Origin of the sequence: Streptomyces laculatispora, assembly GCF_017353455.1 — a bacterium.
Classification (GTDB): domain Bacteria; phylum Actinomycetota; class Actinomycetes; order Streptomycetales; family Streptomycetaceae; genus Streptomyces; species Streptomyces laculatispora.
The window spans coordinates 1-13884 of record NZ_JAFMPZ010000487.1; the positions used below are offsets into that span (position 1 = coordinate 1).

Here is a 13884-nt window from a genome sequence, read left to right on the forward strand (position 1 = left end):
CCCGGACGGCCACGGCCCGGCGTCCAGAACCGCGTCGGTCCCGGCGTTCACGCTGTGGAACCAGAGCAGCCCGTCCCCGCGCAGCGCCTCGGGCAGGGCGGCCCCCACGTACACGTAGGGGCCGGCCGGCACGGTGTCTTCCGGCTCCACCGGCCGCCCGGCGATCCGGTCCAGCGAGCGGACGACGGGCGCGGCGAGGCCGGGCGCGGCCAGCAGCCGCGCCCGCGCGAGGTGTTCGGTGCTGACCGGCGGGACGGTCACGGGGCGGGCCGCCCGGCGCCGGCGCCGGTGAGCCGGACGGTCACCCGGTCAGCCATCGGACGCCGGCCGTGCCGGGAAGCCGCCCGTGGCGACCGGGCTCCACCGCTCGGGAGTGACCCTGATGATCGACTTCCCCTGCTTCACCATCGCCGCCCGGTACTCGTCCCAGTCGGGGTGCTCCCCCGAGATGGTGCGGAAGTACTCGACGAGCGGCTCGACCGAGTCCGGTGAGTCGATCACCTCGGCCGAGCCGTCCATCTGCACCCACGGCCCGTCCCACTCGTCGGACAGGACGATCAGGCTCACCCGGTCGTCCCGCTTGGCGTTACGGGTCTTGGCCCGTTCGGGGTACGTCGAGATGACGATCCGCCCCGCGTCGTCGACGCCGCAGGTGAGCGGGGAGCCCTGGGGGCGGCCGTCGGACCGGGTGGTCAGCAGGACCGCCCGGTGCCTGGGGCGTACGAATGCCAGCAACTCGTCGAGTTCCACGATGGTGTTGGTCGCGATGTTGGGTGCCATGGAACAGACCCTACGACCGCGGGGGTTACGCGGCCGGAAGGGAATCGCCCTGCACGGCCTGGATGTCGAGCTCCACCCGCAGCGTCGTGCCGATCGCCGAGATGCCCGCCTGGATCACCTGGTTGTAGTTCATGGCGAAGTCCTCCCGGCGCAGCTCGGCCGTCGCCCGGAACGCCGCGCGCACGCCGCCCCACGGGTCGGGGCCGGTGCCGAGGTAGGTCAGGTCGAGGTCGATGGGGCGCTTCACGCCGTGCAGCGTGAGCTCGCCGTGCACGGTCCACCGGTCGGGGCCGGCCGGGGTCAGCCCGCTGGAGCGGTAGGTGATCTCCGGGAACCGGTCCGTGTCGAGGAAGTCCGGCGACCGCAGGTGCTTGTCCCGCATGCCGTTGCCGGTGTCGATGCTGGTCGCGCTGATGACCGCGTCCACCCGGGACCGCTGCAGGTCCTCGGCGATCTCGATCCGGCCGCCGAACTCGGTGAACCGGCCGTGCACGCTGGAGATCCCCAGGTGCTGGGCGACCGCGCCCACCGAGCAGTGCGCCGGGTCCAGCGACCAGGCGCCCGGCGGCGGCAGCTCCACACCGCCCTGGCGGGCCAGCACCACCGTGCCGGCCTCGACCCGGCCGCTCGCCGTGACGAGGGCGGTCGAGGCGGCGGGGGCGTACCCGACCGCCGTCACGATCACGGTGTACGCGCCCGCGGACAGCGGGGTGTCGGCGCGCACCGCCCCGTCCTCGTCGGCGGCGGCCCGCAGCACCTGCGTCCCGGTCATGTCGGTGACCGTCACGACCGCGTGCTGGACCGCCCAGCCGTCCCGCGTCCGTACCTGTGCGCGAAGTCCCATCCCGTTTTCTCTCCTTGCTCAATGCCCCGTCCGCTCACGGAACGGGTCACTCAATGAGTCGGGCCCCGGGGCGGGGACGGCAGGCCGTCCCCTGCCTGCCGTCCCCGCCACCGGGGCCCATTTCCACCGGCCGGGACAGCCTCTCCGCTCGAGGGCCGTCCCGCCAGGGGTCTTGACTACTCGCCGGGGTGGGCGAGCTCGATGTCGTGGCCGTCGACACCGCGACCGGCCACGGTCAGGGCGCCTGCCACCGGCGGGTATCCGGTCGCGATGACCGAGTACTCGCCCGCGTCCAGGTCGGTGAAGGCGTACGCCCCGTCCTCCCCGGTCGTCGAGTTGGCGATCACGTTGCCCGCCGCGTCGATCAGTGTGACGCGGGCGTCCGGCAGCGGCCGCAGACCGGAACCGGCCCGCACGACACCCTGCACCAGCGCACCGGACCGCAGTGCGGCGTCGACCCGGGTGACACCCTGGCCGCCGACCTCCACGGGCAGTGCCATCGGGCGGAACCCGGCCGCGTTGACCGCGACGGTCACCGAACCGGGGACCAGCTCACCGAAGGTGAACTCGCCCGTCACACCGGACTTGCCGGTGGCCAGCACGTCGCCGCGCACATCGGTCACGATGATCATGGCGCCCTCGACCGGCGAACCGCTCTCGGCGGCCCGCACGGTCCCGGCCAGCCCGCTCGTACCGGCGAGCAGGATGTCGTACGCGAGCGGCTCCTCGCCGACGACCACGGTGGATGCCTGCGGCTGGAAGCCGTCGGCGGACGCGATCAGCACGTACGAACCGGCGCCCGGGGCGTTCAGACCGTAGCCGCCGTCGGCCTGCGCGGCCGAGATGCCCAGCTGCCGGCCGCCCAGCGAGATCAGCGTGACAGCGGCACCGCCGACGGGTGCGCCCTCGGCGCCGCGCACCACACCGCGTACCGCGGTGCCCTGCAGGGTCGCCACCGGAGCGGCCTGAAGGGTGTCGACCGCGGTGACGCCGGCCGATGCCTCGGAAACCAGTGCGGTGGTGCCCGACGGGACCCCGGCGAGCGCCGCCGTCTCGACCGGAACAGCCGCCTCGGCCGGAGCCGGTGCCTCGGCCCGAGCAGGGGCGTCGTTCGCGGCGTTCGTCTTCAGCGCGACCTCCTTGATGAAGATCGTGATCACGAAGGCGAGCAGGGCGGCCGGAGCCGCGTACAGGAAGACGTCACCGACGCCGTGTCCGTAGGCGGCCTCAACGACCGTACGGATCGGTGCGGGCAGCTTGTCCAGGTCGGGGATGCCCCCGCCGCCGGTGCCCATGGACGCGCCCTGGGTACCGAGGTCGGCCAGGCCGTCCTTGACGTAGTGGGTGACGCGGTTCGCCATGATGGCGCCCAGTGCCGAGACACCGATGGCACCACCGAGCGAGCGGAAGAAGGTGACGACGGAGCTGGCCGAACCGAGGTCCTTGGGGTCGACCTGGTTCTGGGTGGCGAGCACCAGGTTCTGCATCATCATGCCGACGCCGAGACCCATCACGAACATGTAGACCGCGATCTGCCAGTACGCCGTGTCGTACCGGATGGTGCCGAGCATGCCGAGCCCGGCCGTGATCAGGAAGCCACCGCTGACCAGCCAGGCCTTCCAGCGGCCCGTCCTGGTGATGACCTGGCCCGAGATGGTGGAGGAGAGGAACAGACCCGTGATCATCGGGATCGTCATCACACCGGACATCGTCGGCGACTTGCCGCGCGCCAGCTGGAAGTACTGGCTGAAGAAGACGGTGCCCGCGAACATCGCGATACCGACGAACAGCGAGGCGAGCGAGGCGAGCGTGATGGTGCGGTTGCGGAACAGCCGCAGCGGGATGATCGGCTCACTGGCCCGCGACTCGGTGAGGACGAAGAGCAGCGCGAGGACCACCGAGCCGGCCAGCATCACGCCGGTCTGCCAGGACATCCAGTCGTACTTGTCGCCCGCGAAGGTCACCCAGAGGAGCAGCAGCGAGACGGCGGAGCTGATGAAGAAGGCCCCGGTCCAGTCGACCTTGACCTCGCGCTTGACGACCGGGAGCTTCAGGGTCTTCTGCAGCACGACGAGGGCGACGGCCGCGAACGGCACACCGACGTAGAAGCACCAGCGCCAGCCCATCCAGCTGGTGTCGGTGATGACACCGCCGAGCAGGGGGCCGCCGACGGTGGCGACGGCGAAGACAGCACCGAGGTAGCCGCTGTAGCGACCGCGCTCACGCGGGGCGATCATCGCGGCCATCACGATCTGGGCGAGGGCGGAGAGACCGCCGACGCCGATGCCCTGCACCACACGGCAGGCGATCAGCATGCCGCTGCTGGTCGACATACCGGCGACGACCGAGCCGAGGACGTAGATGACCAGTGCTATCTGGACCAGCAGCTTCTTGCTGAACAGGTCGGAGAGCTTGCCCCACAGGGGGGTGGTCGCCGTCATGGCCAGCAGCGAGGCCGTGACGACCCAGGTGTAGGCGCTCTGGCCGCCGCCGAGGTCGGAGATGATCTCCGGCAGGGCGTTGGTGACAACGGTGGACGACAGAATCGCGACGAACATGCCGAGCATGAGCCCGGTGAGTGCTTCCATGATCTGCCGGTGTGTCATCGGCGTGCCGTCGGAGGAATCGTTCCCTCCGTGCTTGGCGTGGCCGCCCCGCACACCGGTTGGTGTGGTCGTAGCCATTTAATTCCTTGTCTTTGCTTCTGTTACACGGGTGTACGGGTGTACGAGCCGTCGTTGCTGTCGGCCGGCCGGGAGCGGCAGTCGCCGCTGTGCCTTCCGGGGGCGCACCCGCCGGAACCGCGACAGGAGAAGCTGTCGCGCAGCCGGGCCAACAGCGTGTTGAGCTGCCCGACCTCTTCGTCGGACCAATCCTGGAGGTGGTGGGCGAACATTTCGGTGGTCCGGCAGTTCAGGTTGCCGAGCACGTCCTCGCCCGCGGGGGTGAGTCGCAGGATCCGGGAACGCTTGTCCGCCGGGTCCGGAGACCGTTCGATCCAGCCGCGTTCCGCTACGTGGGCGACATGTCGGCTGGTCACGGACATGTCGACGTCGAGCAGCTCGGCCAGTCTGCTGATCCGTATTTCGCCGTGCCGGCTCAGCAGAGCCAGTACGGCCGCGGACCCCGCGGGGCATTCGGCCGGCAGGGTGCGGGCGAGTCCTCGTTTCACGGCGCCGATGGCGCTCAGCTGCCGGGCCAGTTCTTCGTACTGACTCCGTGCGGCCACGGGACCCCCAGACATCTCACACCGGTCACCTTGTTGCTTAGGGCAACCATAGAAGCCGTTGGTTGCTGCAGGCAAACGAAATAGGGCTTGCATAAGTAAAGGAACGCAAAAGGCTCCGTAGGGGTGGAGTCAAAGCCCCAGTGTCTGCGGTGTGCGAGTGGTGGATGTGTCTCGTGCCACACGAGAGGTGCGGGTGGCGCGGTCCGGAACCCGGTTTCCGGGTGGATCGGTCCACTCGTCGGGCGCTGCGGCGCCACGCGCGAGCGGCGCGTGATCGCCCCTCGCGCATATATACGGGAGGGCAGGCGGACGGGGACGGCCTTCGTCCCCAAGTGGCCTGGAACGCAACGGTGTTGCCCGACCGGAGCGACACCGGAACCGGTGCGGGTCACCGAGTGGGGTCCGGCGGGCCCGGAGGATTCCCCGCCGTGTGTCCGCGCCTTCCCCGCCCCTCACCCGTTGCTTCCGCACCGGTTCCCCCCGCTGAGGTCTCGCGCCTTCACCGCCCCGGGGGTTGGGCGCCTGCGCCGAGTTCGCTAGGGTCCTGCGACATGGCACACAACCCCCACGCCCCGCAGGGTCCCGAGGGCACAAGCGACCCGGCAGGCAACACGCAGATGTTCCGCGCCTTCGTCGACGAGGGCGAGCCGCAGCGCCGGCAGCAGCCCGCGGCCGTGTCGTCCGGCCCGAGGACCGGATTGATCGCCGCAGTCGTCGCGGTGATCGTCGTCCTCGGCGCGGTCGCCTGGCTCGCGCTCGGCTGACCGGCCCTCCGGTCACTCCGTCCCCATCCGTCACTTCCAGACGGCGGTGACGTCCCGGGTCTCGACATGCATGCCCAGGGGCACCCGCCAGGCGTCCACACAGACGGTGTACGTCTTCTTCCGCGCCGCTCCCGCGCCGATCGGTGCGGGCAGCGGCGCTGTCGATTCCCGGGTCGCCCAGTCGATCCCCAGCCCGCCGATGATGTGCGTGGCGAAGGTGACGGTGCCCGAACGCACCGGTGATCCACCGGTGTTGCGGAACTCCACGGTCACCTTCTCGCACCAGCGCTTGTCCGCCGCCGCGCGCCCGGGTGCGCCCACCTTCAGTACGGCGGCTCCCGCGGGGGCGGTGGAGCCCGGCGCGGACGGGGTCGCGGGGCCGGTGGAGCCACCGGAGCCGGAGCCGCCCGCGGGGCTGCCGCCTGTGGGGCTCGCGCCGCCCGTGCTGCCGCCGCCGGTCGTACCGCCGTCGCCCGCGCCGCCGGACCCGTCCGCCGCACGGCCCGGCGCACCCGGTCGCCCGGCATCGGCGCCACCCGCACCGCCTGAACCACCCGCACCGCCGACCTCGGCACCGCCGCCCGCACCGCGGGCCGCGGCCGAGGAGCCCGGCGAGGGCGAGGAGCCCCCGCGTCTCCCGGCACCGCTCCGGTCGCCGCCCCCGCGCTCGTCCCCGCGCTCGTCCCCGTCCAGCGGGACCAGCGTGACCTTCCCCGAGGGCGCCACCGCCCCCGAGGGGGCCTTTCCGGGGGCCGCCTGTGCCGCGCCGACGGCCGTGTAGCCGTCGCCGCCCGTCCCGTCGCCGCAGCCTGCCAGGACCCCGCCCAGGCACAGCACGGCCGCCGAGGCGGCGATCACGGTGCCCCGGCGGCCGGGCGGGCCGAATGTCTGACGTCGCATCGCGCCAGTGTGGCTGACGGTCCGTCAATTCGGAACCCTTGCGCGGCTGCGCGCGGGTCAGTCGGCGATGAGCCCCTCCCTGAGCTGGGCGAGCGTGCGGGTCAGCAGGCGCGAGACGTGCATCTGCGAGATGCCGACCTCCTCGCCGATCTGCGACTGGGTCATGTTGGCGAAGAACCGCAGCATGATGATCTGCCGCTCCCGGGGCGGGAGTTTGGCCAGCAGCGGCTTGAGGGACTCGCGGTACTCGACGCCCTCCAGCGCCGCGTCCTCGTATCCCAGCCGGTCGGCCAGTGAGCCCTCGCCGCCGTCGTCCTCGGGTGAGGGCGAGTCCAGCGAGGAGGCGGTGTAGGCGTTGCCGACGGCGAGGCCGTCGACGACGTCCTCCTCGGAGACCCCGAGCGCCTTGGCCAGCTCCGGCACGGTCGGCGAGCGGTCGAGCTTCTGGGCGAGCTCGTCGCTGGTCTTGGTGAGGGCGAGCCGCAGCTCCTGGAGCCGGCGAGGCACCCGTACCGACCACGAGGTGTCGCGGAAGAAGCGCTTGATCTCGCCGACGACGGTGGGCATCGCGAACGTGGGGAACTCCACGCCGCGTTCGCAGTCGAACCGGTCGATCGCCTTGATCAGGCCGATCGTGCCGACCTGGACGATGTCCTCCATGGGTTCGTTACGGCTCCGGAACCGCGCCGCGGCATAACGCACCAGCGGCAGGTTGAGCTCGATGAGTGTGTCCCGCACATAGGCACGCTCCGGGCTGTCCGTTCCATCGGGACCCGGTGCGGGACCCAGTGCGGCGAGCCGCACGAACAGCGAGCGGGACAGCGTGCGGGTGTCGATGGCTTCCGACGAGCTGGTGAGCACAACGGGTGCGGGTGCGCTCTTGGTGAGCGTGAGCACCTTCGAGCTGCCCTGTTCTGCGGACATGCCACCCCCTTGAGGTCGCGGACGGTCGCGGTGGCCGCGACCATCGGAGGAACGCAGCCTCCACCTGAATACCGGAGGGGAGGCGGCGGCAAACGCGGTTCCCGCAGAATGTCACATGTCGGCAACGCGCTGTAGTGACTTGTCGACAAGTCTTGGGGGAGTCTGTGCCGTTAACAACGGGTATGCCGTATCTGGTCCAGCAGGAATGCCCGAGGAGCGTCTTACCCGTTCCGGTTACGCCTCGATCCTGTTTGCGGATCGGAGTCGGGCGAAACTTCGGGCGAGGAGCCTTGACACGTGCATCTGGGAGACACCCAGTTCCGCACTGATCTGGGACTGCGTCAGATTGCTGTAGTAGCGCAGCAGCAGGATCCGCTGCTCGCGCTCGGGCAGCTGGACGAGCAGGTGCCGGACCAGATCTCGGTGTTCGACCCCGGCCAGGGCTGGGTCCTCGTAGCCGAGCCGGTCCAGCAGGCCGGGCAGTCCGTCACCCTCCTGGGCGGCTTCCAGCGAGGTCGCGTGGTACGAGCGCCCCGCCTCGATGCAGGCCAGCACCTCGTCCTCGGAGATCTTCAGCCGCTCGGCGATCTCCGCGGTGGTGGGTGAGCGGCCGTGAGCGGTCGTCAGGTCCTCGGTGGCACCGGTGACCTGGACCCAGAGCTCGTGCAGCCGGCGCGGCACGTGGACGGTCCGTACGTTGTCCCGGAAGTACCGCTTGATCTCGCCGACCACGGTCGGCATCGCGAAGGTCGGGAACTGGACGCCCCGTTCGGGGTCGAACCGGTCGATGGCGTTGATCAGCCCGATCGTGCCGACCTGGACGACGTCCTCCATCGGCTCGTTGCGGCTCCGGAACCGCGCCGCGGCGTACCGCACGAGGGGGAGGTTCGCCTCGATCAGCGCCGTCCGGACCCGGCCGTGCTCCGCGGTGCCCGGCTCCAGCCCCTTGAGCTGCCCGAAGAGCACCTGGGTGAGCGCCCTGGTGTCCGCGCCCCTGGTCCTGGCGGGCGTGACGGTGTCGTCGGGCGTCTCGGTCTCGATCGTCTGCACCGCCTGCGGCTGCTGCACCTGCACCGCCTGCTGCACCGTCTGCGGCTGCTGCACCTGCACCGCCTGCTGCACCGTCTGCGGCGACTGAACGGTCTGCGACGACTGGACGGTCTGCGCCGTCCGGGCGGTCGGTGCCGTCTGGACGGCCTGCCCCGTCTGGGCGGTCTGGGGAGGCACTTGAGGCGCTGTACTGGCCGGCACGATGACGCCACCCCTTTGCGGTCAACTTCGGTCAACTCATCCGTCAAAAGCGGTCATAGCATCACAAGACATGTCCACTATGTGCAAGCACCCTATTGCGCCGTGTTGACCTCGAATCGGTTTAAACACAAGAAAAGCCCCTCACCGCTGTGGTGAGGGGCTCGCAGGGCCGAAGGAGTCAGAACGGGTAGTCGGCGATCACCCAGGTGGCGAATTCACGCCACTGACCGGCGGCCGCCTGGTGGGCCGGATGCTCGATGTAGCGCTTCAGCGCGGCCTCGTCGGCGACGGCGGAGTTGATGGCGAAGTCGTACGCGATCGGCCGGTCGGTGATGTTCCAGGCGCACTCCCAGAACTCCAGCCCGGGGACCTTGTCCGCCAGTTCCTGGAAGGCCCTGGCCCCCGCGACGACCCGCGGGTCGTCCCGCTCGACGCCGTCGTTCAGCTTGAACAGGACCAGATGGCGGATCATGGGCGTACTCCTACTTCACCAGCTCGGTCATGAAGTCGCCGACGCTCTGCGCGGCACTCGAAACGCCCTCGAACCCTACCTGGACGAGATCCGCGGCCCGGGCCGGGGAGGTGATGATCGTGTAGAGCACGAAGACGACTATCAAGTAGAGAGCGATCTTCTTCGCTTGCACCATCGGACCCTGACTCCCCTTCGATCCCCTGCGCGGTCGGGCGAGTCTATCCGCACGAATGGCCGTATCCGTGTGGTGTTTCCGATCACTCATCCGGACTTTAAGGACCAAGGACCCGGAGATCGGGGCCCTTTGCCCGCCCGTGCGGCTTCTGCGATGAAGCAGGATGGATGACGAGCCCGGCGGATGTGGCAGGAAGTCCGCGGGGCGAGGAACGGGACCTCTCTGTGGGGTCCTCGCCGCGGCCTACCCCCGATCGCGGCGAGGGCTGGTAGGGCCTGTTCTCATCGGGGGGAGCGGCTTGTCCCCCCGATGCCGCTTCCCCCGACCTGAATCAGTGCGGTGGCCCCGGTGACAGGGAGGCCGACCCGGCTACTGGGGAGTAGCCGGGTCGGCCTCCCTGTCACCGGGGCCTTCGCGTTGTCCGGACGAGCCGGGTCACGTGCGGCGGGGTCCCGCACCAGGCGCTCGATCGGGATCCGGTTGCTGTACATGTCCGCGAAGGGTGTGCTGGAGGGCAGAGTCCTCTCCGGCCGCCTTGCCGCCACACAGAGGAAGACCAGTTCGAAGTGCGCGGTGACGGTGCCATGGCAGCGACCGCGAAGTGGAATCGTGCTCCGCATGCGGGTGGGGTGCACCCGTATGCGTGACCCAGGCGTCTGCTGGGTCTGGAGCACCACAACTGAGACGGAACGCAGTGAAGGGGCAGACCCAAACGGGTCTGCCCCTTCATCTACCTGCGGTAGCGGAGGGATTTGAACCCTCGGTGAGTTTCCCCACACTCGCTTTCGAGGCGAGCTCCTTCGGCCGCTCGGACACGCTACCGAGAGAGAGCTTAGACCATCCTGGCCGTCCTTCGAAATCCGATTCCCGAAGGCACCGCCCGGACGCGGGGACGCCAGGTCAGCGGTGGCGGAAGAAGGCGGTGAGACGGGCCGCGCAGTCGGCCTCCAGCACCCCGGGGATCACCTCGGGGCGGTGGTTGAGCCGGCGGTCGCGCACGACGTCCCAGAGCGAGCCGGCCGCTCCGGCCTTCTCGTCCGGGGCTCCGTAGACGACCCGGGCCACCCGGGACTGCACCAGCGCACCCGCGCACATCGTGCAGGGCTCCAGCGTGACCACCAGGGTGCATCCGGACAGCCGCCATTCGCCGAGCGCCGCGGCGGCCCGGCGGAGGGCGAGGATCTCGGCGTGCGCGGTCGGGTCGCCGGTCGCCTCGCGTTCGTTGTGTCCCGTGGCGAGCGGTGTGCCGTCCGGGGCGAGGACGACGGCGCCGACCGGCACATCGCCGGCCGCCGCCGCCCGGTCGGCCTCGTCCAGGGCGCGGCGCATGGCCGCCCGCCACGGGTTCCGTACGGGATCGTGCGGTGGATCGTGCGGTTGGGGCTGGTCCTGCGGGTGCGGTGCTTCGGTCACCCGCGGACCTTAACGGACGGTCTCCAGAACCTCGGCCGCTCCCAGCGCGTCCGCGATCTCCACCAGTGCGTCCGTCCGCAGCATCAGCAGCTCCGCCTCGGGGAGCCCGAGGTCGGACAGGATCCCGGTGTCACCGAGGGGACCTGCCGGTACGGCGTCGAGCCCGTCGTCGTCATCGTTGTCGGCGGTGTCGTTGTCGTTGTCGGGGGTGTTGTCCGGCTCGCCGTCCTCAGTACCGTCGAGTCCGACGAGCTCTTCGAGGGCGGCAATCGAGTCCTCGGCCCCGGGTTCGCGGCCGAGCAGTTCATCGGTGAGCAGGATCTCCCCGTACGAGGAGCGGGTGGCGGCGGAGGCGTTCGAGACGTAGATACGCGGGTCCTCCTCACCGTCCACCCGGATGACGCCGAACCAGGCGTCCTCCTGCTCGATGAAAACGAGCACCGTGTCCTCGTCAACCGAGGCTTCACGGGCCAGCTCCGTCAGATCGGACAGGGTCTCCACATCGTCGAGATCCGTGTCGCTCGCTTCCCACCCGTCTTCGGTGCGCGCGAGCAGTGCGGCGAAGTACACCGTGACTCTCCCACTGGTCTAGGGGCCTCTCGTTCGGATCAGGCCGGGCTCGCCGGGTCCGGCACGCCCATCTGCGGCGTTGTCGTCAATCACCGACGCTCCGCGTTTCCGCAATCCTCCGCCTCGCAGCTGCACGCACCGGACCCTGCTCCCTGATCCGGCCTGATCCAAACGAGAGACCCTAGGTGTGTCGGTCCGGCGGGAGGGCAGTCGGTGGTCCGGCTGCCCTGCGTCCCGCCCATCGGAATCGTGGCAGAAACGAGGGCCCGGCGAGAGCAGTTCGGACGTTGCGTCGGCCACCAGTTCTGTCCGACCCCGTCGGCAGGGGGTACTTCCGCAGGCCGGACGGCTACCAGCGAAACGTCCGCATCCGCATGGCCTGGCGCATTCGGGCGGCCTTGACGCGCCGAGGCTGGACCCGGTCGCGCAGCGCCTTGGCCTCGTGAAGCTCGCGGAGGAACTGGGCGCGGCGCCTGCGGCGCTGCGCGTCGGTCTCCTGCGTGTCCTGCGTGTCCCGTGCGTCCTGCGTGTCCCTGAGCTCGGGAGGGCCCGCCCCGTCCCGTTCGTGCTGTGCCCCGTCCGGCATCGGCTCATCACCCCCAGGCTGGGTCCGTACGCCCCCACCTTCCCCCCGAACGTGTGATTGATGCCAGCGCACGGGTGCGGGAGGCGCGGCTACTGTGGGTCCCATGCGGATCCACGTCGTCGACCACCCGCTGGTCGCGCACAAACTCACCACCCTGCGCGACAAGCGCACCGACTCCCCGACCTTCCGGCGCCTCGCCGACGAGCTGGTCACCCTGCTCGCGTACGAGGCCACCCGCGATGTGCGCACCGAGCAGGTCGACATCGAGACCCCGGTGACACCCACCACCGGCGTGAAGCTCTCGTATCCGCGGCCCCTGGTCGTGCCGATCCTGCGGGCCGGCCTCGGCATGCTCGACGGCATGGTGCGGCTGCTGCCGACCGCCGAGGTGGGCTTCCTGGGCATGATCCGTGACGAGGAGACGCTTCAGGCGTCCACGTACGCGTCCCGTATGCCGGAGGACCTCTCGGGCCGCCAGGTGTACGTCCTGGACCCGATGCTGGCCACGGGCGGCACGCTGGTCGCGGCCATCCAGGAGCTGATCAAGCGCGGTGCGGACGACGTCACCGCCGTCGTGCTGCTCGCCGCGCCCGAGGGCGTCGAGGTGATGGAGCGCGAGCTGGCGGGGACACCGGTCACCGTGGTCACCGCCTCGGTCGACGAGCGGCTCAACGAGCACGGCTACATCGTTCCGGGCCTCGGCGACGCGGGTGACCGGATGTACGGCACCGTCAGCTAGGAGGGCCCGGCGATCGGGCCCTCCAAGGGCTCCAGGAGCCCCGCCCGCCCCGCGCGGTCCTCAGCAGGAGGACGGCGCGGGGGCCGGCTTGGTCAGCGCGGTCAGGGCGGTGGAGGCCGCCTGGGGCGTGCTGAACGCCTTGAACTTCGTACCGATGATCAGATCGACGTCCGCGGACTTGCGGGCGTCGGTCTTCGTCGCGGCCCCGGGCAGCTGCGTGCCGAGCACCGGGAAGGTGCCGTTGACCGCTGCCGGAGCGCCGAGCAGTATCCCGGTACCGGTGACCTTCTTGTCGTACGCGGCGGGGGCGTTGCCGACCTTGCCGATCGCGAACCCGCGCTTCTTCAGCTCATCGGCCGCCGCCTTCGCGAGCCCGCCGCGCGGGGTCGCGTTGTAGACGTTGACCTTGATCTTCGCGGGCTTCGGCAGTGCCGCGGCGGGCGCGGACGGCTTGGCGGACGGGCAGTCCGCCTTGCGGTCGGCGGCGCTGGCCGTCTTGTCGCCGCCCGTGAAGACATCGATGAGCTGCAGCGTGCCCCATCCGGCCAGCCCTAGGGCGACCACGGAGGCGGTGGCCGCGAGGACCAGTCTGCTGCGGCGGCGGGGGCGCCGCATGTGTGGGTACTTGTCACCCGTGATGCGGTATTTTCCGCCCATACCGGGGGGAGTGAGCATGCTCATGGGCGCAGCGTAGTGCGGCCCGGTGATGATGCCTACTAAATGATCAATGGATCGCACCCGTCCGAGTGGGAAAGCACCCGAACGAACCCCGCGGGCGGCGGTGCGGGGCGGTGTCTCAGCCGAGTTCGAGCACGCGGGCGTGCAGTACCTGGCGCTGCTGGAGCGCGGCACGGACCGCGCGGTGCAGTCCGTCCTCCAGGTAGAGGTCGCCCTGCCACTTCACGACGTGGGCGAACAGGTCGCCGTAGAACGTGGAGTCCTCGGCGAGGAGGGTTTCGAGATCCAACTGGCCCTTGGTGGTCACGAGCTGGTCGAGGCGGACCGGGCGCGGCGCGACATCCGCCCACTGCCGGGTGCTTTCCCGGCCGTGGTCGGGATAAGGCTGGCCATTTCCGATGCGCTTGAAGATCACACGGAAAGCCTACCGGTCAAGAACCTTCGGGCGCAGCCATGGGACGGGACTGCGATGCCGGCCGCGCGGTCATATAAGCGTCGATTCCGGAATTGAGGCCGTGATGAGTGGCAGCGACAGCACGGGCGGGGGCGTGCTCGGGGG

16 protein-coding genes, 1 tRNA gene and 1 pseudogene are annotated in these 13884 nt (G+C 70.2%); 2 read left to right on the forward strand and 16 right to left on the reverse strand.

Annotated elements, in window-relative coordinates:
- The 5 genes and pseudogenes from J1C73_RS24255 to J1C73_RS24275 form a co-directional block, all read right to left on the reverse strand.
- A pseudogene (locus J1C73_RS24255) lies at window positions 1-261 on the reverse strand (D-2-hydroxyacid dehydrogenase); the annotation flags it as partial.
- A 48-nt stretch (window positions 262-309) separates the two neighbouring features.
- Window positions 310-780 carry a PPOX class F420-dependent oxidoreductase gene (locus J1C73_RS24260; protein WP_207318280.1) on the reverse strand — a complete coding sequence of 157 codons (471 nt, stop codon included), beginning with the start codon at window positions 778-780 and terminating at the stop codon, window positions 310-312.
- A 25-nt stretch (window positions 781-805) separates the two neighbouring features.
- Entirely contained in the window at window positions 806-1624 is an 819-nt protein-coding gene (locus J1C73_RS24265) for a YceI family protein (RefSeq protein WP_123460539.1), read from the reverse strand.
- 176 nt (window positions 1625-1800) lie between these two features.
- Window positions 1801-4230, reverse strand: coding sequence for an MFS transporter (locus J1C73_RS24270; protein WP_504744266.1), 2430 nt, complete (start codon window positions 4228-4230; stop codon window positions 1801-1803).
- 101 nt (window positions 4231-4331) lie between these two features.
- Window positions 4332-4853, reverse strand: coding sequence for a MarR family winged helix-turn-helix transcriptional regulator (locus J1C73_RS24275; RefSeq protein WP_123460541.1), 522 nt, complete (start codon window positions 4851-4853; stop codon window positions 4332-4334).
- A gap of 551 nt (window positions 4854-5404) precedes the next feature.
- On the opposite strand from J1C73_RS24275, the gene J1C73_RS24280 reads away from it, so the two are divergent.
- On the forward strand, window positions 5405-5617 hold the full coding sequence (locus J1C73_RS24280; RefSeq protein ID WP_073736404.1) for a hypothetical protein: 213 nt from the start codon (window positions 5405-5407) through the stop codon (window positions 5615-5617).
- Window positions 5618-5647: 30 nt separating this feature from the next.
- Here J1C73_RS24280 and J1C73_RS24285 read toward each other — a convergent pair whose 3' ends face one another.
- The 9 genes from J1C73_RS24285 to J1C73_RS24325 form a co-directional block, all read right to left on the reverse strand.
- On the reverse strand, window positions 5648-6517 hold the full coding sequence (locus J1C73_RS24285; RefSeq protein ID WP_207318282.1) for a hypothetical protein: 870 nt from the start codon (window positions 6515-6517) through the stop codon (window positions 5648-5650).
- 57 nt (window positions 6518-6574) lie between these two features.
- Window positions 6575-7441, reverse strand: coding sequence for an RNA polymerase sigma factor SigF (locus J1C73_RS24290; protein WP_123460544.1), 867 nt, complete (start codon window positions 7439-7441; stop codon window positions 6575-6577).
- A gap of 234 nt (window positions 7442-7675) precedes the next feature.
- The gene (locus tag J1C73_RS24295; RefSeq protein WP_372446732.1) at window positions 7676-8527 is read right to left on the reverse strand and encodes an RNA polymerase sigma factor SigF; all 852 of its coding nucleotides are present in this window, start codon (window positions 8525-8527) and stop codon (window positions 7676-7678) included.
- Window positions 8528-8870: 343 nt separating this feature from the next.
- Window positions 8871-9164, reverse strand: a complete 294-nt coding sequence (locus J1C73_RS24300) for a Dabb family protein (protein WP_123460545.1) — start codon at window positions 9162-9164, stop codon at window positions 8871-8873.
- 10 nt (window positions 9165-9174) lie between these two features.
- Window positions 9175-9339 (reverse strand): hypothetical protein, encoded by a 165-nt coding sequence (locus J1C73_RS24305; RefSeq protein WP_164494361.1) that lies wholly within the window; start codon window positions 9337-9339, stop codon window positions 9175-9177.
- 737 nt (window positions 9340-10076) lie between these two features.
- Window positions 10077-10161, reverse strand: a tRNA-Ser gene (locus J1C73_RS24310).
- Window positions 10162-10239: 78 nt separating this feature from the next.
- Window positions 10240-10752, reverse strand: coding sequence for a tRNA adenosine(34) deaminase TadA (gene tadA, locus J1C73_RS24315; RefSeq protein ID WP_123460547.1), 513 nt, complete (start codon window positions 10750-10752; stop codon window positions 10240-10242).
- A gap of 9 nt (window positions 10753-10761) precedes the next feature.
- Window positions 10762-11322, reverse strand: a complete 561-nt coding sequence (locus tag J1C73_RS24320) for a tRNA adenosine deaminase-associated protein (RefSeq protein ID WP_207318284.1) — start codon at window positions 11320-11322, stop codon at window positions 10762-10764.
- 349 nt (window positions 11323-11671) lie between these two features.
- Complete coding sequence (locus J1C73_RS24325) at window positions 11672-11908, reverse strand: hypothetical protein (protein WP_207318285.1); 237 nt, start codon at window positions 11906-11908, stop codon at window positions 11672-11674.
- Between the two features lie 103 nt (window positions 11909-12011).
- On the opposite strand from J1C73_RS24325, the gene upp reads away from it, so the two are divergent.
- On the forward strand, window positions 12012-12647 hold the full coding sequence (gene upp / locus J1C73_RS24330; RefSeq protein WP_207318286.1) for a uracil phosphoribosyltransferase: 636 nt from the start codon (window positions 12012-12014) through the stop codon (window positions 12645-12647).
- A 60-nt stretch (window positions 12648-12707) separates the two neighbouring features.
- Here the strand turns inward: upp and J1C73_RS24335 are convergent, their stop codons facing one another.
- Both J1C73_RS24335 and J1C73_RS24340 read right to left on the reverse strand, forming a co-directional pair.
- Window positions 12708-13304 (reverse strand): LytR C-terminal domain-containing protein, encoded by a 597-nt coding sequence (locus tag J1C73_RS24335; RefSeq protein ID WP_207318287.1) that lies wholly within the window; start codon window positions 13302-13304, stop codon window positions 12708-12710.
- A 139-nt stretch (window positions 13305-13443) separates the two neighbouring features.
- Window positions 13444-13740, reverse strand: coding sequence for a type II toxin-antitoxin system VapB family antitoxin (locus J1C73_RS24340; protein ID WP_073736427.1), 297 nt, complete (start codon window positions 13738-13740; stop codon window positions 13444-13446).
- Window positions 13741-13884 lie beyond the last annotated feature (144 nt).

Coding starts and splice junctions, on each gene's coding strand:
- J1C73_RS24265 (WP_123460539.1), bottom strand. CDS start 1,624: ATGGGACTTCGCGCACAGGTACGGACGCGGGACGGCTGGGCGGTCCAG.
- J1C73_RS24270 (WP_504744266.1), bottom strand. CDS start 4,230: ATGACACACCGGCAGATCATGGAAGCACTCACCGGGCTCATGCTCGGC.
- J1C73_RS24290 (WP_123460544.1), bottom strand. CDS start 7,441: ATGTCCGCAGAACAGGGCAGCTCGAAGGTGCTCACGCTCACCAAGAGC.
- J1C73_RS24300 (WP_123460545.1), bottom strand. CDS start 9,164: ATGATCCGCCATCTGGTCCTGTTCAAGCTGAACGACGGCGTCGAGCGG.
- J1C73_RS24305 (WP_164494361.1), bottom strand. CDS start 9,339: ATGGTGCAAGCGAAGAAGATCGCTCTCTACTTGATAGTCGTCTTCGTG.
- J1C73_RS24325 (WP_207318285.1), bottom strand. CDS start 11,908: ATGCCGGACGGGGCACAGCACGAACGGGACGGGGCGGGCCCTCCCGAG.
- J1C73_RS24335 (WP_207318287.1), bottom strand. CDS start 13,304: ATGGGCGGAAAATACCGCATCACGGGTGACAAGTACCCACACATGCGG.
- J1C73_RS24260 (WP_207318280.1), bottom strand. CDS start 780: ATGGCACCCAACATCGCGACCAACACCATCGTGGAACTCGACGAGTTG.
- upp (WP_207318286.1), top strand. CDS start 12,012: ATGCGGATCCACGTCGTCGACCACCCGCTGGTCGCGCACAAACTCACC.
- J1C73_RS24280 (WP_073736404.1), top strand. CDS start 5,405: ATGGCACACAACCCCCACGCCCCGCAGGGTCCCGAGGGCACAAGCGAC.
- J1C73_RS24285 (WP_207318282.1), bottom strand. CDS start 6,517: ATGCGACGTCAGACATTCGGCCCGCCCGGCCGCCGGGGCACCGTGATC.